This is a genomic window from Blautia sp. AF19-1 (assembly GCF_003479155.1).
In the GTDB taxonomy this organism is placed as follows: domain Bacteria; phylum Bacillota; class Clostridia; order Lachnospirales; family Lachnospiraceae; genus Fusicatenibacter; species Fusicatenibacter saccharivorans.
The window spans coordinates 19,848-40,654 of sequence record NZ_QUGQ01000027.1; the positions used below are offsets into that span (position 1 = coordinate 19,848).

The 20,807-nt window shown below is 43.1% G+C and carries 24 protein-coding genes; 10 read left to right on the top strand and 14 right to left on the bottom strand.

Annotated features, from left to right (window positions below):
• Positions 1-2 precede the first annotated feature (2 nt).
• From DWX26_RS15085 to DWX26_RS15150, 14 genes are all read right to left on the bottom strand, one after another.
• Positions 3-1,007, bottom strand: coding sequence for a bifunctional lytic transglycosylase/C40 family peptidase (locus DWX26_RS15085; RefSeq protein WP_011861916.1), 1,005 nt, complete (start codon positions 1,005-1,007; stop codon positions 3-5).
• A complete protein-coding gene (locus DWX26_RS15090; protein WP_118601720.1) occupies positions 1,004-3,385 on the bottom strand; it encodes a CD3337/EF1877 family mobilome membrane protein in 2,382 nt (793 codons plus the stop codon). Before DWX26_RS15090 ends, DWX26_RS15085 begins: the two co-directional genes overlap by 4 nt.
• Positions 3,382-5,835, bottom strand: coding sequence for an ATP-binding protein (locus DWX26_RS15095; protein ID WP_118601721.1), 2,454 nt, complete (start codon positions 5,833-5,835; stop codon positions 3,382-3,384). The genes DWX26_RS15090 and DWX26_RS15095 overlap by 4 nt, the downstream gene beginning before the upstream one ends.
• Positions 5,819-6,211, bottom strand: coding sequence for a conjugal transfer protein (locus DWX26_RS15100; protein WP_005427021.1), 393 nt, complete (start codon positions 6,209-6,211; stop codon positions 5,819-5,821). Before DWX26_RS15100 ends, DWX26_RS15095 begins: the two co-directional genes overlap by 17 nt.
• 90 nt (positions 6,212-6,301) lie before the next feature.
• Positions 6,302-6,790, bottom strand: a complete 489-nt coding sequence (locus DWX26_RS15105; protein WP_173684685.1) for an antirestriction protein ArdA — start codon at positions 6,788-6,790, stop codon at positions 6,302-6,304.
• A gap of 25 nt (positions 6,791-6,815) precedes the next feature.
• The gene (locus DWX26_RS15110) at positions 6,816-7,310 is read right to left on the bottom strand and encodes an antirestriction protein ArdA (RefSeq protein WP_118601727.1); all 495 of its coding nucleotides are present in this window, start codon (positions 7,308-7,310) and stop codon (positions 6,816-6,818) included.
• Between the two features lie 127 nt (positions 7,311-7,437).
• Entirely contained in the window at positions 7,438-7,659 is a 222-nt protein-coding gene (locus DWX26_RS15115) for a hypothetical protein (RefSeq protein WP_002570387.1), read from the bottom strand.
• A 51-nt stretch (positions 7,660-7,710) separates the two neighbouring features.
• Entirely contained in the window at positions 7,711-8,928 is a 1,218-nt protein-coding gene (gene mobT / locus DWX26_RS15120; protein WP_118601723.1) for a MobT family relaxase, read from the bottom strand.
• A 158-nt stretch (positions 8,929-9,086) separates the two neighbouring features.
• The gene (locus DWX26_RS15125; RefSeq protein ID WP_118601724.1) at positions 9,087-10,484 is read right to left on the bottom strand and encodes an FtsK/SpoIIIE domain-containing protein; all 1,398 of its coding nucleotides are present in this window, start codon (positions 10,482-10,484) and stop codon (positions 9,087-9,089) included.
• A gap of 36 nt (positions 10,485-10,520) precedes the next feature.
• Positions 10,521-10,898, bottom strand: a complete 378-nt coding sequence (locus DWX26_RS15130; RefSeq protein ID WP_118516145.1) for a YdcP family protein — start codon at positions 10,896-10,898, stop codon at positions 10,521-10,523.
• A 21-nt stretch (positions 10,899-10,919) separates the two neighbouring features.
• Positions 10,920-11,234 carry a YdcP family protein gene (locus DWX26_RS15135; RefSeq protein WP_032509787.1) on the bottom strand — a complete coding sequence of 105 codons (315 nt, stop codon included), beginning with the start codon at positions 11,232-11,234 and terminating at the stop codon, positions 10,920-10,922.
• A gap of 183 nt (positions 11,235-11,417) precedes the next feature.
• Complete coding sequence (locus tag DWX26_RS15140; protein WP_118601725.1) at positions 11,418-12,134, bottom strand: hypothetical protein; 717 nt, start codon at positions 12,132-12,134, stop codon at positions 11,418-11,420.
• On the bottom strand, positions 12,127-12,444 hold the full coding sequence (locus tag DWX26_RS15145) for a hypothetical protein (protein WP_007037474.1): 318 nt from the start codon (positions 12,442-12,444) through the stop codon (positions 12,127-12,129). The genes DWX26_RS15140 and DWX26_RS15145 overlap by 8 nt, the downstream gene beginning before the upstream one ends.
• Complete coding sequence (locus DWX26_RS15150; RefSeq protein WP_118516148.1) at positions 12,437-13,525, bottom strand: hypothetical protein; 1,089 nt, start codon at positions 13,523-13,525, stop codon at positions 12,437-12,439. Before DWX26_RS15150 ends, DWX26_RS15145 begins: the two co-directional genes overlap by 8 nt.
• A gap of 762 nt (positions 13,526-14,287) precedes the next feature.
• Here DWX26_RS15150 and DWX26_RS15160 point away from each other — a divergent pair.
• From DWX26_RS15160 to DWX26_RS15205, 10 genes are all read left to right on the top strand, one after another.
• Positions 14,288-15,253, top strand: coding sequence for a ParB/RepB/Spo0J family partition protein (locus DWX26_RS15160; RefSeq protein ID WP_071143508.1), 966 nt, complete (start codon positions 14,288-14,290; stop codon positions 15,251-15,253).
• Between the two features lie 14 nt (positions 15,254-15,267).
• A complete protein-coding gene (locus DWX26_RS15165) occupies positions 15,268-16,053 on the top strand; it encodes a ParA family protein (protein ID WP_117805133.1) in 786 nt (261 codons plus the stop codon).
• Positions 16,043-16,951, top strand: a complete 909-nt coding sequence (locus DWX26_RS15170) for a ParB/RepB/Spo0J family partition protein (RefSeq protein ID WP_117805131.1) — start codon at positions 16,043-16,045, stop codon at positions 16,949-16,951. Before DWX26_RS15165 ends, DWX26_RS15170 begins: the two co-directional genes overlap by 11 nt.
• A gap of 78 nt (positions 16,952-17,029) precedes the next feature.
• The gene (locus DWX26_RS15175) at positions 17,030-18,028 is read left to right on the top strand and encodes a DUF6017 domain-containing protein (RefSeq protein ID WP_117805132.1); all 999 of its coding nucleotides are present in this window, start codon (positions 17,030-17,032) and stop codon (positions 18,026-18,028) included.
• 9 nt (positions 18,029-18,037) lie between these two features.
• A complete protein-coding gene (locus tag DWX26_RS15180) occupies positions 18,038-18,334 on the top strand; it encodes a hypothetical protein (protein ID WP_015514766.1) in 297 nt (98 codons plus the stop codon).
• A gap of 13 nt (positions 18,335-18,347) precedes the next feature.
• Positions 18,348-18,746, top strand: a complete 399-nt coding sequence (locus DWX26_RS15185; protein ID WP_173905991.1) for a hypothetical protein — start codon at positions 18,348-18,350, stop codon at positions 18,744-18,746.
• A 66-nt stretch (positions 18,747-18,812) separates the two neighbouring features.
• Positions 18,813-19,061, top strand: a complete 249-nt coding sequence (locus DWX26_RS15190) for a DUF3781 domain-containing protein (protein ID WP_005921256.1) — start codon at positions 18,813-18,815, stop codon at positions 19,059-19,061.
• Positions 19,062-19,105: 44 nt separating this feature from the next.
• Positions 19,106-19,426: a TfoX/Sxy family protein gene (locus tag DWX26_RS15195; RefSeq protein WP_004612401.1), complete on the top strand. Its 321-nt coding sequence runs from the start codon at positions 19,106-19,108 to the stop codon at positions 19,424-19,426.
• A gap of 53 nt (positions 19,427-19,479) precedes the next feature.
• Positions 19,480-20,082: an alpha/beta hydrolase gene (locus tag DWX26_RS15200; protein ID WP_005337276.1), complete on the top strand. Its 603-nt coding sequence runs from the start codon at positions 19,480-19,482 to the stop codon at positions 20,080-20,082.
• Positions 20,083-20,129: 47 nt separating this feature from the next.
• Entirely contained in the window at positions 20,130-20,648 is a 519-nt protein-coding gene (locus tag DWX26_RS15205) for a ClbS/DfsB family four-helix bundle protein (protein ID WP_118601726.1), read from the top strand.
• Positions 20,649-20,807 lie beyond the last annotated feature (159 nt).

Below are 20,807 nucleotides of genomic sequence, written 5' to 3' on the forward strand. Positions count from 1 at the left end.
TCTTATTGTTTGATTCGTCCGGCTCCGGCAAGGTGCTGTTGCCAGTAGGAGCCTGTCAGGTCTGCGTAACCAATGGGATTTCCGGCATGGTACATCCGGTTATTTCCCACATACAGCCCCACATGGGTGATGTAGGTTCCGGCGTTGTAGGTGGAGTGGAAAAAGACTAAATCCCCTGCTTTTGCTTCGGACAGGGGGATGTGCTGCGTCACATTGTACTGTTCCTGTGCTGTCCGTGGCAGGGCGATTCCTGCCTTGCCATAGCACCACTGCACCAGTCCCGAACAGTCAAAGGAAGTGGAGGGGGAATCGCCCCCATACACATACGTCCAGCCCTCATACTTTAAGGCTTCCTCCATGATAGCCTGTACCGTTTCATCATCAAACTGTGCCACGGTCAGGTATTGCGATACCAAGAGGACATAGAACATATTTCCATAGGAATACCGCCAGCCGCCGTTTTTCTCTACGGCAACAGGGTTGGTGTAGGTGACTTTCTTTCCGCCGGATTTGTCCCTTGCGAAGCTCTCTGCCAGTTCAAAGGTGTATTTTTTCCCGTGTCCTGCCACATAGTCTAGGAAACCGCCGCCGTAGTTGTAGGATTGAATCACACTGTTTAAGTCACATCCCTTTGTTTCTGCCGCTGCGAGCAGTTCCGAGAAATACTTGCAGCCCTGTTTGATGGATTCCTCTGTACTAAGGGAGTTCGGGGGAAGCCCCAAAGATTCCGAGGACTGCATAACGTCTTCCAGTGTGCCGCCGGATTCCACCTGAATGATGGCGAGCAGCACATTTAAGTATTCCTCTATGCCATATTCCCTTGCATACTTTTCCAGCATAGGCTTATGGGCGAGGACTTCCTGTGATACGCTCACGCCCCCATAGATAAGGTTTCCGCCGCTTCCTCCGTCTTCCTCATCCGAGAAGACAATCACCACCAAAAGGAGCAGGGAGAACATCATCACGAACACGCCGGAACAGGCAAAGAAAAGGTGTCTTAACTTCATGGTTTCTCCCCTTTCTTCTGTTTGGCAGCCGCTGTTACCGTTTTTGTCCACTCCTTTCTGGCGGTGGTACGCCGGATGGTAAAGTTAGATTCTTTTACCACAGGGGCAGCCCGTTTTCTTTCCGGTATCACAGGAACCGTATCGTTCTGGACAGGTCTTGTCGGACGGGGAGCAGCAGGTGTGGTGGTTGGAGCCGCCTTTTGTCTTTCATCTGGATGGGATAGGGAAGTAGATGGGACTATCTGGCGTTCTGTCCTTATAGGTGGTGTCTGTTCATGGTGGATGGAAGCCGTTTTTACCATCGGAACCGAAGCCCGTTCTGCCACAGTTTCCCCATAAGAAATTTGTCCCCGTTCCCTGATGGATGGGGAAGCTGGCTGCATGGCTGGTTTTTCTGTATGAGCGGTATCTGCACGATTTCGGAAATCTTCTGGCTGCTTTGCAGTAACAGGGCGTTCATGGACAGGAGCAGTCCCTTTGGGTGCTTCGGAAGCTGTCTTTTGCGGTTGTTTTGCCTGTTCCAGTTCCGCCCTGCGTTCTGCAATGGTCTGTCTGCGGCTTTCTGCCTGTGCGTTCCGCTGTTCCGCTCTGGCAGTTCGGGTCTGGGTTATGCTGGAAGTAAAATCCCTTACACCCTCTGATACCTGTGTTTTCCCGTGGTAAAGGGCGTACTTTGCATTGACAGGCAAATCCTTTGCCTGCTCCCGAAGCTGTCCGGCAGTATCGGCTATCTTATCTTTGGTATCTGCCGCCGCACCTACCGCAGAGCCAGCCCGTTTCCATGCGGATTCCTTTTCCGGTGCTGCCTGTCCGTCTGGTCTGCTGTGGTCTGCCTGTGTCCGTTTGGAAGAGCCGGAGTGGGAAGCAGTTCTCTGGTCTGAGCCAGCCTGTTTCCCTGCGTGGTATGCAGCCGTTCCAGCCCCAAGAGCCGCCACAGAACGTCCTAACTTATGCTGTAAACGGTGCATATGGGCGTGCATGAGCATACGGGGTCTTCGCATGATACGGCTCCCCATGCTTTGGGAATCCCCACTCTGTAAGGAGAACATCCCCATCAAATCCCCCAGCTTGAAATAAATTCCGGCAAAGGTCACTATCTGCAAGAACGCCGTCAGGAAGAACGGATATTCCCCAGACAGGTTGTAGAGCATGGTGGAAATACTGAACGCTACCGTGATAATCAGGGTGATTCCGGCTCTGGTAAGAATGGTATTGAACAGTTTTGTAATGGCACGTTTTGACATCCCCTCAAAAGAGGGAACCATGCTAAGGAGGAAACTCACAGGCAGGAACATGGCGTAGATGATAAAAAGCACCTGTGAGAAAATCATTATCCCCGTGAGCAGGAATACAAAAACGGAGATACCGATATTGAAGATAAATAGGAAGAAGACGGTTCCCAAGCGGTTGATGGTCTTTGTGATGGTAAGGTTGGTGTTTTCCCTGTCTTCGATTTCCTCCACCACGATTTCTTCCCTGTTCTGCCCGTTGTTTTCGTCTGGGCTGGTTGAGAGCAGGCTGTCCACACGGTCAGCCCCAATACTTTCTACATCCGAGTTGCCGTATTGCAGCAGGAGCCACGGCTGTTTGACCTGAATGGAAAACAGACTGTCCCGTATCAAATCCACGCTGTCCTTTCCCTGGCTTTCCGAGTTTGGCAGTACAATCTTTGTACCAAGGGTCAGGCTGGCATTGCTGATGTCTGCGGAAAATTCATTGATTTTCCCGATATAATCAGGGGCATAGGCGATAAAGGCAGCGGACAGCACGAACACCACCACGAAATTCACAACGGCATGGATGGCTTTTGTGGTTTCCCGTTTGATAAGCCCTGTGTAGGCAACGTAAATCCCCACCACCAGAATAAGAATCAGCAGGAACCCGATATAAAATCCCTCCGAGGACAAGCCGCCTGTGGTAACGCCTGCAAGGGTCTGCATATTTTTCCCGATAGAATCCGCCGTAGAGGAAATGAAGTCCAGCGAGTAGGCTTCCTGAATCAGATACCCTGTGGCGTTGGAAAGGTACAGGCTGATTGTCCAGATAAAATTTGTGATGGCATACAGCCCGTACATCACCTGTTTTCCGATACCATCCAGCCAGTTCCACGGGAGCCAGTCCCATCCGCTGTCCACATAAAAATCAAGCTGGTAGTTGTCCAGAGGATATTTGCTGTATTCGTTGGCAGCGTTCACCGTATCATCCACCAGTCCGGCAGCGTGGGCGGCTGTGCCGAAGACTGCAAGCAGCAGGAGGATGAGCAGGAGTGCCAGAAGCACTTTTCTCGCTATACTTCCGATTTTTTTAAAAGAGTTTTCTCTCTTTGTCCGGCAAGGGACAAGAGCTGTCCCCTGCTGGATGGGCTTTCTTATCTTCATTCCTCCACCTCTTTTCTTACGGGCGGTCTGGTATCAAAGGCATGGAACAGGTCTTCAAAGATAGGGTGGAACTGTATCACTCCCACACGCCCGTACAAATCACTGATAAGGCACTGCCCGTTTTCCAAGTCACGGAGCCGCTTCTGGTTGTTTTCATCTTCGGAATCCACCCCGAAAAAGGAGAGGGTTTTCTTGATTTCGTTGATGTCCGTGGAACGGAACGCAAACTTTAAACCCAGATTGTTTTTCAGCTTTTCATCCAGCAAATCGTCCGTGTTCTGGGTCACAAAGTAAACGCCTGCGTTCATGGCACGTCCGGCACGAACCAGCTTCATGGAAAGGGTCTTGCCCTGTGCCACCTGTAAGAAGCTCCATGCTTCATCCAAATCCACAATCTTAAACACGCTGCGGTCTGTATGGATGAAGTCGAGGGCAAAGGTACTGATTACAATGAGCATTGCCACGGAAAGCAGCTCCATTGTGGTGTATTCTTCAAACGAGGTTTCCTTATCCGGCAGCACCAAATCCGCCACCTGAATGATGTTGAGCTGCTTTTCAAGGCTGATGGACTGTGTGACATCTCCATCCGAAAAGAGCAGGTGTGCAAAGTCATAGTCCGTAAAGGATTCGATATGGTCGGCTATGCTGGTGCTGATGGTGGTTCCCTCCGCCCGAAGTTCTTCAATCACCTTGAAAAGTCCCCGTTCCTCACTGTTTGTTACTGCACGAATAGCTTTCCGAAGAACAGGGAACTTTTCCCCGTCACGGCTGGAAATGCCGGTTAAAAAGGTCAATATGTCGATTGCCAGTGATTCGGAATCCTTTGGGTTCTCCATAATCACATAGGGGTCGAGTAAGCCCCTGTTCTGTTCCTCCGAGGTCAGGTTTACGATATTGATTTCATGGGCGATTTCCGGCAGGGTTTCTTTCCAGCGTCCCCGTTCTGCTTTCGGGTCAACAATGAGTGCCTGTGCCCCAAATAATACGGAATAATAGACTATCATGTTGTTGCTGAATGATTTTCCACCGCCGAGGGAGCCTACAAAAGCGGCAGCAAGGGCGTTGGTGACAGAGCCTTTTACCCCTTGACTGGCAAGGGCAGGCTTTAAGTACACGTTTCTTCCTGTATCAAGGCTGTACCCGATATAAATACCCTCCGGCTCCCCTAACATCTGGGTTGCCCCGAAGCCAAGACCAGCGAGGAAGTCGCTGGTGACATACTGGATATAATCGTTCAGATACCGTTTGCTGGCAGGGAGAAATTCCCCATGCAGCCCCAGCATATCCCCAAAGGGGCGAACCAGCTTCACGTTCAAATCGTCATAAAAATCTTTCACCTCATTGCAGCGGCGTTTCAGTTCTTCCAAGTCGGGAGCCGTCACACGCACCACATAGGACAGCTTATACATGGATTCCTTGCTCTGGTCTAAGGTGGATTCCAGCTCATTTACGCTGTCCAGAGCGTCCACCACGTTTGTGCTGGTTTCACTGTCATTCTGCCATGCGTGGTTGTCCAAATCTTTCAGCTCTTTTTTCTTGTTCCGCACCGTGGAGAGGGCTTTCCGGTTTGTCACAATCTCCACATTCATAGAGGTATCAATGGGAAAGGTAAATTGCTGCTGCTGATAGTAAAAGATTTCCGAGGATGGGAAGTCCAGTTCCCCCACAATGCTGTTGATGGTGAAGTAGGCGGCATAGACCGTCCCGTCTTCCTGTTCGATTTTCAGATACCGCTGGTTTTCCTCTATCAGACAACGGGTGGGTTTGATGAGGTCATAGTATTTCACCAGCGTTTCCTCCTGAAACCGTTTCTTCGGAAGATAATACTCATAATCTTCGTAGGCGGTTCCGGTCTGCCCGTATAAATGCTCAATCAGATAGCCAAAATCGTCCTTATCAAGCCGCCGGACTTTGAAGCGGCGTGAGATTTTACTTTCCAGCAGCTTTTCCATCTTCTGAAACCGCCAGATTTCTTCATTGCTCATGGAAACAAAATCCCCCATGAGTTTGTGGTTGACTTCATGGAGGAAATCGGAAACAGCGGTCTTTGCTTCCCTGCGAAACTGTTTCATGGTGACTTCCTGCTCATTGACAAGCAGCTTGAAGCCGATAAAAAAGCGGTAGTCCACCTGATTTTCCCCTATCATGGAAATCAGGGCTTCGGTCTGTGCGTCAATCTTTGCACAGGCAACGTCCTTTAACTTGCCCGTCACTTCCTGTTTGGAGCGTTCCTGTGCCGCCCGTATGCTGGATTCGGTGCTGATTTGCAGGGCATGAATCTTTCCGTCCCTGTTCTGGGCGATAAGCTGCCGGAACGAATCGTGTACCTGATATTTCTGTTCGGGGCTTAAAAAGGAATAGTTGTAGGGAAGCAGCTCATAGTAAGCAAAGCACTCCCCGTCATGGTTGAACACAAGGTTATTTTCGATATACTTAATCGGATATGCCATAAATATCACTCCTTACTGCCGTGATGGGCTGTGCCGGATATTCCTTTTCCAGCTTCACGGGCTTTCCTGCATAGGTCAGTTTCGGGCGTACCAGATATGCCAGTACGGATTTCAGGAAGCCGTAAGGCTTCTTCCCGTCAAAGGTCTTCTGGCACATGAACCAAGTGAGGGCAAAAGGTACGCCGAAATATTTTAAAAATGCCCCGTCAATGAATGAAAGGGGAGGGAGGTTCCCCAAGAGCATAACTGCAAACACCGATACCACGAACCACGCCATCTGTGTGAACGTGATGGGGAATGGCAGCTTAAAATCATTGATGGAATAGAGTACCTTTTCCACCGACCAGATACTGGTATAGCTTCGTATTTTTTTCATGTTGTCCGTCCTTTCTAAAAGATAGGGGCAGCACAAGCCGCCCCTGAATCAAAAAAACGCCTGCACTTCCAAAAGGAGATACAGACGGGTCTACCGTAAGATTTCATATACGCCGTGGTTCGTGACAACAAAGGTTCCCTCCAATTCCATGTCACGCCCATAGGCGGCATAGTCGATATAGTTTTGTAAGTGTGCCGGAAGTTCCCCAAGCTGTCCGCTTTCTTCCAGATAGTAGCGAGCCACATCCGCCATATCGTCACAGCCGGAATGGCAGATAATATCGTCTTCATGCTCACAGAGTTCTTCGATACTGCCAAAGTAGGATTGCAGCTCTGATAGTTCCTCCTGAATGTGCTCCGGCAAGTCCTCCACCATTTCACACAGGCGGTTGACTTCCTCAATGGGGATATATTCGTCAATCTCAAAGGGCAGCTCATAATCATGGATGGCGTATTCCTCATACTCATCATTCAAGCCGATACGTTCCTTGACTTCCTCAAAATCCACAGGTGGCGTGAACCATGCCCCTACCAGTTCGCCCTCATTGTATTTGCCTAAGTTGGCAATGTAAATCCGCATTTCTTCCAAGTTCCTCCACCTCCTTTTAGCGGTAATAAAAGATACCATTGTCTGTAAACAGGTAGTTTTCGCTGGTTTCCAGTTCCCGACCAATGGCAGCGTAGTCGATATGGTTCAACAGGTTTGGATGTACTTCCCCAAATAGCTGTACCTCCTGCACCAGATAACGGGCGAGAGCTTCCCCGTCCTGCACCGGATAGCAGCGTATCTGGTCTTTGTGGTCGATAAATTCTGTAAAGTTGGGAAACCACCGCTTTTGTATCACATCCATTTCATAATAGAGGGGCGTTCCCTGCATTTCCTGTACCATCCGGCAAAGGGCGTTGATTTCCCAAAGCCTTGTGCTGCCCTCCAATGGAAACGGCAGCTCATAATCTTCAATTTCAATTTCTTCCTCATTCTGAACCCCAAGACGTTCCCTGACTTCCTCAAAATCCACGGGACAGGAAAACCAAGCCCCCGGATATTCCTCAAAATCTTCATGGTAAAACCGTGTGGTGTTCAGGATGTAAATTCTCATTTCCTCAATCAGTATCACGTCCTTTCGCTGCTAAATTTTTGGGGAGTTACGCTCCCCAAGCCCCTAGTGGACTTCCGCCATGAAGCAATCAGAGCTTGCTCCATAACGGAAGTGTAACAAGAGTTTCCTATGCACCGATAATCTTATTGAACAGTTCCAGTAAGATGTCCTTTACACCGTCCGCATTGAAGACCAGACCAACCGCTACAAGGGACACCACCAGAAAACCGATAAGTTTGGAAAATTCCCTCTTAAATCCAAGGTACAGTCCAATCACCACGATTGCCAGCAGCACAAGGGACTGGGCGTTGGATAAAAACCAGTTGTAAAGATTCTGTCCGAAATTCATAAAAGCTCCTTTCTTTCCTGCAAGATTCCGTATGTTTCAAGATTGCCGTCGTTAAAGCACCACCTCCTTTGCAGCGGCGGCTTGCTGCTTCAGGATTTTTTCGTGCTTCTCCGTCAGTTTTGCGTGGGTGATGATGTCATGGACAATCTGGGTGTGGTTCATCTTATCCAGACGGAGAGCCAGTTTTAACGTGGGGGCTACCTGATGGGAGAGCCAGTGCAGGGTGCGTTCAAAGGAATAGGGTTCCGGTTTGGTTGTCAGTTTCAGGCTTCCCCTGTGTTCCCCCATAAACCACGCCCATTCCTCATTGATACGCCAGTCAGAACGGGGCTTTGTATCGTCCCTGTCCACGAACCGGACATAGCGGTTGATGATTTGAAAGGCTGTCCGTTCTGGATTGTCATGTTCTAACAGGTCACGGATGGCGTAAAAGGCACGCTCATTTTTCAGCCGGATTTCAAAGCGGTTCTTTACCTCTGCGTCTGCAATGGGAATATCATGCTTTTTGTACTGCTCATAGTCCTTTTCGTAAATGCAGAAGTATACTTCACTTTGGAGGGAGCCGATATACAGGGTGTTCCCCATACATTCTTTTTCCCCACGCCGTACCAGTTCACCGCTGCGGTAGCTCTTGAAGCTGCGGAAGACCGAGATACATTCCTCATTCCGGCACTTCTCTGTCAGATGGGGAATGTTCAGGATTCCCGTTTTATCATTGATGGCAAGGTCAAGCCGCTTCATCACACCGTCCTCCATGAGAACATCCATAAAAAATTCATACCAGCTCCGTTCCTGTGCCAGCAGATAGCTTTCAAACTGGCGGCAGCCACGCCCTTTCAGTTCCAGCAGCACCCCTTTTTCCAGTTCCGGTGATACCAGAACGAAAATATCCCCAAGATAGTAATGTTCTGTGTAAGAGTAGAAGCCGTAGTCTTCATGGATAAAGTAGGGCAACTTTAGCCGAAGCACGTCTTCCACGATATGCTTCACATCCGTAGTGGGAAAACGAATCCGCACATAATCAAAGAGCATTTCAAGGGGATTGTCTGGATTGAAGCGTTCCAGAGCTTCCGTGATGGCTTCCTGTAATGCTTCGGACGGGTGAGCCTTGCCCGTTTCAATATCGCTCAGGTACGGACGGGTGATTCCGGCAGCTAGGGCAAGTTTCTGTTGTGAGATACCATAAATTTCCCGTTTTTCTTTGATGTCCCGTACCCATGTTTCTTCATTCAGTGAAAATCCCTCCTGTCTAAAAAAAGCGTATGTCAACTTTCAGAGCCTTGTTGACACACGCCGGATATGGGAAAATCCCTTGTGTACTGTGGGATTCTGCCCTGTTGTTTGGTTGTTGCCTGTCGATTTGTACCCCTCTGTTAGATACGAGGGGTTTATGCTGGCGTGCCTTACGGCACACCAGCCACAGCAGGTCAGTCCGCTTCTGCGGCTTTCGCTTCGCACGCCGCCTGCACTCCCTGCCTGCTGTCTGTCAGTTTTTTTATTTCTTTGAGGAAATCGTGTCCTTTTGGTACAAGGGGCGTGTAAAACTCCGAGATAACGCTGGTTCCCACATCCACATAGCCACGCCCTTTTATCTGCTTTAGGAAGAAGTCCTTTGTGGTTTCCCCGAACATCATCCCATAGCCCATTTCCGACATCCGCCCCAGAGCCACACGGAAATTGAACTGGTCACGGATTCCGTCCCCCAGATACTTTGCGTCCGGACGCTGGCAGGAGAGAATCAGGAAGAAGCCAGCCTGCCGCCCAAGCATAACGATTTGTTTTAACTTGTTGAGGACAGCGGCATTTTCCTTTGTGCCGAGCATTTCCATAAATGCCACATATTCATCAAAGATAAGGAAATTTGCCGGAAGTCCCAAGTAAGCATAGTTTTCCCCTGTCCGGTAATTCTCCATGAGCTTCATGTTTTCGCTGCGTTTCATCATTTCCTCATAGAAACGGTCAATGCAGGCGAGCATATCCTCCTTTTTGTAGTGCACATCCGGCATAACCGCCTGTAAATCCGCAAGGTCGGCGTTCTTCGGGTCTAGCACGAACAGGACGGCGTTGGTGCGGAGCAGGGCTTCAATGAGGGTCAGGATAAAGTAGGTCTTTCCGCCGCCGGTTCCTCCGGCAATGAGCATATGGGGGAGCTTGTCATACTCCCACCAGACATTTTCCATAAGACGGAGCCTGCCGTCCTTTGCCTGTACGTCCTCAATGGAAATACGGTTGGCAATGGTATCATAGAGCAGGGTGTACTCCACATAGGAATCCTTTAATTCCTTATCCGTCAGCTCACAGTACAAGCCGCTTTCCAGCTTTTTTTCCAAGTTTAAGAGCTGTTCCTGATATTTCCCCAAGGTGATTTCCACACGGATATGGAGCAAGCCCTGTTTCATCCGGTAGTAGATTTTGGGAAAATAAGTGATGGTTTCTTTGGAACGGCTGGAAGACAAGTCCTTGAAAAAAGCGTCTTCCTTTCTCTGTTCCGATTCATACCACTTGTTTTCCAACACCATCCTTGCCAGCTTTTGGCGGTGGATGAGCTGCTTTACTTCATCCCTGCGGTATCGCCAGAACAGAAGAACGGCTGCAAGATACACCAGCCCTGCCACGCCCATGCTGAATAACAGGTAAGGGAGATTTACGTCCTGTGTTATCTGGGAGAGGGACACTTCCTGCCAGTTGGTTCTGGCAATCTGCCGGATATGAAACAGCAGGACAACCAGCAGGAAGACAGGGAACAGGGCGGCAAGGGCAGTATGGAACACAAGGTCTTTATCCGTGGGACGGATACGTTTTCCACGGGGGAAAAGCTGCTTCATGGGAATAATCCTCCTTTCGCTTTTTTTATGTTCCTGTTATTTTACAGAGGAAGTGTCTTTCTTCGGTGGCTGCGGATTCATGGCAGCCCCTTTTTTCAGGACAATATCATCCGCCTTGATGTACCAGTCCACCTCTGCTCCCTGAAAGGTAGCCGTTGCCACGGTATCTGCCACAGGATTGATAAGTTCCACCTCTGCGTTGTAATCGAACTCCTTTAACGGCACGCTGGCAGGGATAGAAACCTGAATCATACGCCCCTGTCCTCTGGATTTTAAGTCATAGGTACGCTCCTTGATTTCTTCTGATACCGAGCCGTCTTCATTCTGGAGGTGAACCTCACGGCGGAGGGCAGAAAATTTCAATGCCCCGAATGTTGCTTCCTTGTCAATCACGATTCCGTTTGCTAATCTCATAGTCTGATGTCCTCCTTTTCCTTACGCTTTTACCATATCGTCAGCGTGTAAAATGTAGTTGGTAAAGCCCCTTGTGCCGATTTTATAGCCCTCTGCGGTGATACGGGGATTGATGAGTTTCACACGTTCCTCAAAGTCAAAATGCTTCTCTCCGGCCTCGGCAGGGAGGATAACTACAATATCATCCGCCCTCTGTACGTCCGAATAAAGGTTGAAGCTGCGAGAAAGTACCGCCATGCGTCCGTTGATTCTTCGCTGTTCTGTTTTGTCTTCTCCGGCAAACTCCAAGTTGCCGAATGTCTTTTCCATGTTGGGGATAACGAATTTTAATTCCATATAGATGTACCTGTCCTTTCTGAATATTGTGCTTGATGGGGGGGGTTCGGGTTCTGGTCTGGAAGCGGAGGGGAACGCTCCAGCGGTGGTGATTTCTTCGTGGTATCACATCCTTTCTGGTTTTAGGGTAAAAAAATAGACGCTCAGTTTTGAACGTCTATAAGGAAACTGCTTATTAACTTTTTAGTCTTCTGCTGGATGTTTTGAAAGATAACGGGAATAATCAGTGTCAAATTGTAAAGATTTCAACTGTTCATCTATAATTTGTAATAGATTTTTACCGTTAAGGATTGCTTCAAATTCTTTTATAGAGAAATCAATAATGCAATATTTATCTTCCAATTTCTCCTTATGGAGATAAAATTTTTTTATTAGTCCAGCACCATTACTCCATCCAGTTCCGCTAGTACCATAATACGAAAATAAAATGCCTATTTTTATGTTGTTTGTTAAAAGCAAACTACAAAATTTTCCTATGTATGTAACACTAACGGCTTTGTCGTAATTTTTGCATTCTCCTAGAAAGGTATCAAGTTTCGGGTCAATCAGATGATATGTCAACAAAACTTTTCCTTGAGGAGTTAAAGTAACGATTTGGTCTATTTCATTCGTTGAAGTTCGTAAGTTTCTATCTACATTAAAAATATTTCCAGAGATAGTTAAGAGATAAGAAACTAAATTTTCTAAAGCTTCGCCTTTTAAGTTATGTAAATTTTTAGGGGCATTATCTGTAGGGGAAATGTCATGAAGCTGTTTGAATTTTTCAAGTAATTTTTTATAAGTGTTTTTTTGGGCTTCACTAATTTCACAAATTTTTTCATATCTTAATTTATCAGATATACTATTAAGGACATTTAATGCCTTAAAAATTTCTTTATCATCTGGCATAATATCAATCATCACGTACCACCATATATATTAAAAATGAATTTTCTATTGAGGAAAGTTCGCTATGGCAGAGTTCACATTCAAAAGTTTCTGGTAACTCATTAAACAAACGTACTGTCCCCATAGATTTTTGGCAATTACTACAATATAATTCATAATAACTTTGCAAAATTCCTTGCTTTTCCAATTCAGATAAAAAATCATAGATTTCAGGAATAGATAAGGAAAATTTTCTTTTCAAAACGCCAGGATAAATCCACATATTTTTTCTATAATTCTTGAAAAAATTAGTTAAGGCAATGCTATCTATATTTTTATTCATTTTGCGTTGTATCGTCATTTCTATGATTGACAATGTATTCGATAACATAATTCATTCGCTCCATTCCAATTAGCACATTACTATAGTAATATTGTATTAAGCAATAAGATTTATTCATGTAATTGAAAACGAACTTAACACGGTTACTTCGTGTTTTTATTTCGTTTTCCCATAATAATTCAATCCAAGGATAATCGGACATTTCTTCCATTTCAAACATAAATTGTTCTAAGGCTTCTCTGAAATCAGGTACTTTCTCTAATTCAGCCTGATTGTCATTTAATAGTGAGCGTAGTTCACCGATAAATGGTAATATATATTCTTGATTGTTACCAACATCCAGTTGTGCGTTTCCACCATTAGGTAATTTCATGGATTGAGCAATAAGTTTTACATTTTCATCACGTTTGCATACATTAACCATAAAGTCTAAATTTAGTGGAATCAAATCGCACTCAAAATGTTCTTTAAAATAATCAGACATTTCTGCAATTAAGTTGGAATATATAGTCGGTTCTTTTTTGTCGGATAAAAAGACCCTTTTTAAAACATCAAAACGGAATTCTATCAATTCTCCTTTTTCATGAAATACAACTAAAAAGGGATATTTGGTTAAAAATTCTTCCTGTGTGAGAGGATGAATAGCTGCATATGCTAAATTAAATTTCAGAAAATAGTATCCATCCATAGAGTATGCAACAGGTTTTACGAAAGATGTATATAAGTAATCATTCTCATAAGTATTTTCAAGAGGAATGATTTCCTTTGCTTTTTTTAATGTTGATGAAAAATCATTACAAGTAAAAATAACGGAATACTTATAATCTTTTAAAAATTCCCATTTTTCTAAAGCATATCCAGCTCTTTTGCTCTGGTGAATGCAAGTTACAAGCTGTTCGGACAATGTTTTTTCTGAAATATCTACAGTTTCTAGCCCCTCTATGTATAACTGTCCCGAAGTATCTGTTTGTTTAGTCGCAATTCCGTGCTGAATGAATTGTTTTACTAAATGGCGTTTTACTTTATCTGAGTAAGCCATTACTGTTTTTTCAAGATATTCTAAATAGTTGTTTAACTGCATACAATCCCTCTTTTCTGTGCATATATCTTTCGTTATCCTGATTATACTTGATATAAGTGCAAAAAGCCATGCACAAATCAAAATTTTTATAGGATTTTCGATATATACATAATAATAAAAGTTTTGGTGCTATTGCATATATAAAAAATAGACGTTTCATGTTTTCACACAAAACGTCTACTCCTTGCATTAAGGAAAAGAGTATCGTATTATCTTGATAAATGGTTTCCTAGCTGAATTGAGCCAGCTAACACGTTGCTAACACTTTTGTTACCAGTACAGGATATTTCGTGAATCTATCTTCCGTACAGACCTCACGCTTTTCCTGTATTATAAGGTGTTAGAGAGTATTACAGGAGGTTAGAAACTACTTGCTGCGAAAGGACATTTAGAACTCCTAAGCGAGGGGTCGGAGGTTCAAATCCTCTTGGCGACGGGCTTCAAAGCGTTCGAAAATGTTAGCTGGATTAGCTGACAGCGAACGCTTTTCTTATTTTCTAATCACGTTCGTGGCATGAAATTCCATTCAAAATGATCCATTTCCAGCTAACACAATCCGATTTTTGTTAGCTGACAGCTAATCAAAATCACCGGTTTGCAAACATGGTTTTTCAAGAGTCCAGCTAACATTTGGGTTCCGCTCTGTTGTCACCCCTTATTTGGGGATGTAAATCAGAGAAAAGGCAGGAAAAGAAACAATCTCTCCGAAACCTGCAAACATAAATTAGCTGAAACAGTATTCAATTCTATTAGCTACAGCTAATAGTCAAACGGCAATGTCTGTTTGGAACTTTTCTTACAACAAAAGTTCCAGGCAGGCATTTTTTATTTCCTGAATCCTGGAGGAAAGGAGTCAAGATGACTGATGCAAACAGACAATCAGGAGAAAAAGAAGAAAGAATCATAGAAATTGAGATTGAACGTCTCCGCCCTTTTAAGGAGCATCCGTTTCAGGTGAAAGATGATAAGGAAATGTTTCTTCTGCAGGAAAGCATTGAGAAATATGGAATCTTAAATCCGCTGATCGTCAGACCGGTACCGGATGGCTACTATGAAATCATATCCGGTCACAGAAGAAAACATGCTGCAGAGAAACTTGGATACCGTAAAGTACCGGTGATCATCCGGGTATTAAGTGAAGATGATTCCATCTTAAGCATGGTGGATTCGAATCTTCATAGAGAACGGATCAGCTACAGTGAAAAGGCTTTTGCTTACAAATTAAAGAATGACGTATTGAAAAGAAAAAGTGGTCGAAAAAAGAGCCAAGTTGACCACAAAAAAACAAGAAAACGTTCGATAGATATTATCAGTGAGGATTGTGGTGATAGCCCAAAACAAGTGCAGCGTTATATTTCACTGACAAAGCTGATACCAGAAATGTTGCAGAAGCTGGATGATGAAATTATTTCTTTTTGCCCGGCTGTGGAAATAGCAGCACTGAAAGAAAATGAACAAAGAGAACTGCTTAAAGCAATGGATTATGCACAGGCGATTCCGTCACTCTCACAGGCTCAGCGGATAAAGCAGCTGAGTAAAGAAAAACAGTTATCGCTGGAAAAGATGGAAGAAATCATGTGTGAAGTTAAAAAGGGTGAGATCACAAGAGTGGCATTCACAAACGAGCAGTTACACAAGTATTTTCCAAATTCCTATACACCGGCAATGATGAAACGGGAAATACTGGCACTGCTGAAATTATGGAAAAAAGAATCATGGGAAAGTTAAAGGAGGAAGAAATCATGTGTAAAGTTATATCCGTAGTAAACCAGAAAGGTGGAGTCGGCAAGACCACCACAACCGTAAATGTAGGTATTGGACTGGCAAGAGAAGGTAAAAAAGTACTGTTGATTGATGCAGATCCGCAGGGGAGTTTAACAGCAAGTCTTGGATATGAAGAACCGGATGATCTTCGAATTACACTGGCAACAATGATGATGGATGTTATCAATGAAGAAGATATTAATCTGGAAGATGGTATCTTACATCATCAGGAAAATGTAGATCTGCTTCCAGCAAATATTGAGCTTTCCGCACTGGAAGTAACGATGGGAAATGTTATGAGCAGAGAAATGATCATGAAAGAATATATCGATGCGATAAGATCCCGATACGATTATATCCTGATCGACTGTATGCCAAGTCTTGGTATGATGACAATCAATGCACTGGTTTCTTCCGATTCCGTGCTGATACCTGTACAGGCCGCATATCTGCCTGTTAAAGGACTTCAACAGCTGATTAAGACCATTCTTACAGTAAAGAAAAGATTGAATCGGAAACTGGCGATTGAGGGCATTCTCCTGACTATGGTAGATTTCAGAACCAATTACGCAAGGGACATTGCATCAAGAGTACATACAACCTACGGAAGTCAGATTGAGGTATTTGAAAATGTGATCCCGATGTCTGTAAAAGCTGCTGAGACCAGTGCGGAAGGAAAAAGTATCTACATGCACTGCCCGAAGGGAAAAGTTGCTGAGGCATATATGAATTTAACACAGGAGGTTTTGAAGAATGAAAAATAGAAGTGGTGAAAAGATTAAGCTGGCAAGTATTGATGAACTGCTCGGTGTGGTAAATGAAGAATCTGCAATGGAGATAGAGATCAGTAAGATCCATCCGTTTAAGAATCATCCATTCAAGGTGTTGGATGATGAAAAGATGCAGGATCTGGTAGAGAGCGTAAAGATCAATGGAGTGTTGACACCGGTACTTCTCCGTATGGATGAAAACGAAGATTACGAAATGGTATCCGGTCACAGAAGAATGCATGCAGCACAGCTTGCAGGACTCACAACTATTCCGGCAATCGTAAGAGAATTATCAGATGATGATGCCATTGTGACGATGGTGGACGCTAACATTCAGCGAGAGGAACTGTTACCGAGTGAGAAAGCCTTTGCCTACAAGATGAAACTTGATGCAATGAAAAGACAGGGAATCAGAACAGATTTAACTTGTGTACAAAATGAACACAAGTCAGGTAAAAAGTCACGAGAATTATTGGGTGAGCAAGTTGGAATAAGCAGTGTGCAGGTGACTCGTTATATCCGACTGACAGAGCTTATTCCGGAACTTCTTGATCTGGTAGATAACAAAAAGCTTCAGTTCACGGTTGCTGTAGATATCTCTTACATCGATAAGGAAGTACAGGGATGGATTTACGAATATATCTGCGACACAGGATTTATCAAACCAAAACAGATTGCAGCACTTAGAAATCAGCTGAATGATGGACCAATCAATCAGATCCAGATGTTATCGATTTTCAATAATTGTGTAATGGCAAAGAAAGTATCCCGGTCTCTTACTTTCTCAGAAAAGAAACTGACAAAGTATTTTCCGGATGATTATACAGCCAAAGATATGGAACAGATAATTGAATCATTATTAGAAAAATGGATGCAGGAACAGTCCTGTTAAGGATAGAAAAAGCTAAGAAAACAAAGTCAAAGAAGTTTAAAAAGAGGACTTCTTAGCAGAAAACGAAAGGAGGAAATTATGGAGAAAAAAATGACATTTAATTATTTTTACGGTACCGAAGCTGATCAGTTCAGCTTCTACCGCATACCAAAAGCATTATTTACAGACAGCTACTTTAAAGATTTATCAAGCGATGCCAAAATTTTATATGGACTGATGTTGGATCGAATGTCTCTTTCCATCAAGAATCAGTGGTTTGACGACAAAAACAGAGCATATATCTACTTTTCCATCGAAGATATCATGGAATTACTGAACTGTGGCAGAAATAAAGCCATCAAATCCATGAGAGAACTGGATGACGAAACAGGAATTGGTCTGATTGAGAAACGTAGACAGGGATTTGGAAAGGTGAATGTTATCTACGTAAAAACCTTTATGCCTGAGAAAACAGATGAGAAAAAATTTGGAGAGGAATTAGAGAAGTTTAAAAAACAAACTTCTGTGGAAAATGAAGAGACTGCAGAAGTTTACAATTTAAACTTCATGAAGTCCCAAAATCAAACTTCTAGAAGTCCCGAAAACAAACTTCAAGAAGTTTACATTTCAAACCCTAATAATACTAATCTTAGTGATACTGAAATGAATGATAATAAATCTAATCATATCATATCTGTGGATGAGAAAAGATGTGATAGCGATAATCGCTCTGAGGATTATCAGGCTTATGAAAACCTTGTCAAGGAGACCATTGATTATGAATCACTGGAAATAACCCATCATGACGATATGCGACAGGTAGATGAAGTCGTGAACCTGATCGTAGAAACTGTGATGTGTAAAAATGACAAGATCTTGATTGCCAGCAACTGGTATCCGGCATCTCTGGTGAAGAAAAAATTTCTGATGCTGACCTATTCACATATCGAGTATGTCTTACACTGTATGCGTGGTAACACCACAAAGGTGAAGAACATCAAGAAATATTTATTAGCAGCCCTGTTTAATGCACCGTCTACGATGAATGGGTATTATCAGGCAGAAGTGAACCATGATATGCCAGGACTGGTAAGATAGGAGGTGCACATGTTTATTTTAAAACTTGCTGGGAAGATATTATTACTGCCGGTATGGCTGATACTTTTTGTGATCGGCCTGGCAGTGAAGATGACAGTACAGACTTATGCGGTTGTCAGAGGAATCCTTGGATTTATATTCACTTTGTTGATTATAGCGACTGCATACTGTTACCATGATTGGGTACAGGTTGCATTCCTGTTTTCGCTGAGTGTAATTCTGTATCTGATCCTGTTTGCAGGAGTGTTTGTAGACACTGTACTGGATATGACAAGAGAAAGTATTATTGATTTTATTTTATCGTGAGGAGGATATGAAAATGAGCGAAAACAATGATTTTATTCAGTTACCACCGATCAAAAAAGACACACCTTCCGAAGTGGTCTCAATGATTTGGCAATATTTGAAATTACCCGAGGAATCCAGAAAAAGGGTGAAAGCAGAGTTGATTAATGTACATGAGAACTGTGGGAAAGAAGATTTTCAGATTCCTAATCTCTATGACATCGTTTCAAAAGAGGAAATCGCAGAATTTGAGGGCATCATGCGTAAGATCATAACAGGAATTATTTCTGAGGCCAGTGGTATAGCCACCTGGGTGTATGTGCAGAAATATGAGAAACACAAAACTCTGGATGAAATGCTGCAAGAATGGCAAGGCGCAGGCCAGTTTATTATTGTCATGGATACCTGGTTCGAAAAATTGATGGCGGAATAATATGATACTGTGATAGAATGAAGAAAACGATTTGATGTGCAAATCGGTAGTTGAGGAAAAGAAAGAATGGAAGATAAAAAGATATTGCTTGATAATATTGATAAAATTCATACAACCGAAATGGGAATTGATAGAATTAAAAGAAACCTAAAAATAGATACAGCAGATGTTGTTGAGTATTGCAAAAATAAGGTATTAGATAAAAATTGCAATATATACAAACAGGGTAAAAATTGGTATTGCGAGGTTGAAAATATCAAAATTACTATCAATTCATATAGCTATACAATCATTACAGCACATATTGTTAAGTAATTTCAAGTTTTTGAAACTGAGAAATATGAATTTGAGGTGGAAATATGGCATCAAGCAAGGAATACTTAGAGTTTATTTTAGGGCAGCTATCTGAGTTAGAAGAAATTACTTATCGAGCTATGATGGGAGAATTTATTATTTATTATCGTGGCAAGATTGTAGGCGGTATCTATGATGATAGATTACTTGTTAAACCAGTAAAATCAGCAATTAGTTATATGCCGACAGCTCCGTATGAATTACCCTATGAGGGAGCAAAAGAGATGTTGTTGGTAGATGAAGTTGATAATAGGGAATTTTTGACAGGCTTGTTTCATGCAATGTATGATGAACTGCCAGCCCCAAAACCGAAAAAGAAGAAATAAACAACTCCCAGTTTGTATAACAGGAAAATTTGAATTTGTGGAGGATAACTATTGTGGATAAAGCAGTTATTTATATACATGGAAAAGGTGGTAATGCTGAAGAAGCTATTCATTACAAACCGCTCTTTAGTAATTGTGATGTGATTGGTCTCGACTATACTGCACAGTTTCCATGGGAAGCAAAAGAAGAATTTCCATTACTTTTTAATTCAATTTATAGAAACTACAAGACGGTTGAAGTAATTGCCAATAGCATTGGAGCATATTTTGCTATCAATGCCTTATCAAATCAGCAAATAGAGAAAGCATATTTTATTTCGCCCGTTGTAGATATGGAAAGGCTTATTGCTGATATGATGATTTGGGCAAATGTTACAGAGGATGAACTCAAAGAGAAAAAAGAAATTCAGACAACCTTTGGAGAGACTCTTTCATGGGATTATCTTTGCTATGCAAGAGAAAATCCTATTATATGGGAAATCCCAACGCACATTTTGTATGGTGAAAAAGATAATCTTACCGCTTATGGAACGATATTTGAATTTGTACAGAGGACTAATTCAACACTTTCTATTATGAAAAATGGAGAGCATTGGTTTCATACGGATGAACAAATGAAATTTCTTGATGAATGGATAATAAAATCTTCCAAATAAATTCCTGTTTTTGAAACTGGAAAATCGGAAGCTGAGGAGATAGACTATTGAGAACATATGAGAATAAAGACGAGCTTAAAAACGAGATAAATAAAAGCTTTGCAAAATATATTTCAGAATTTAATGATATTCCGGAGCATTTAAAAGATAAGAGAATTGATGAGATCGATCGAACTCCGGCAGAAAATCTTGCTTATCAGGTTGGCTGGACAACTCTTGTTATTAAATGGGAATCAGACGAAAGAACGGGTATTCCTGTTAAAACTCCTTCGGATAATTTTAAGTGGAATCAGCTTGGCGAATTATATCAATGGTTCACAGATACATATGCTCAGCTGTCACTGCAAGAATTGAAAGACAGATTGAATGAGAATATCAACTCTATTTATGCAATGATTGATTCTCTGAGTGAGGAAGAATTATTTAAACCACATATGAGAAAATGGGCTGACGAAGCAACTAAAACAGCTGTCTGGGAAGTATACAAATTCATACATGTTAATACAGTTGCTCCGTTCGGAACCTTTAGAACCAAGATTAGAAAATGGAAAAAGATTGCACTATAACTTCAAGTTTACAGAACTGAATCAAAAGAGCTCGAAGGAGCTCTTTTTCCTTTTTTATAATAGTATCATTATGGTATAATAGAGACATTAAAATCGGTATTTAACGAGGAGGTGACAAACTATAAACAGTCAAGAGAATTTTGAAATTTTTTTGAATTG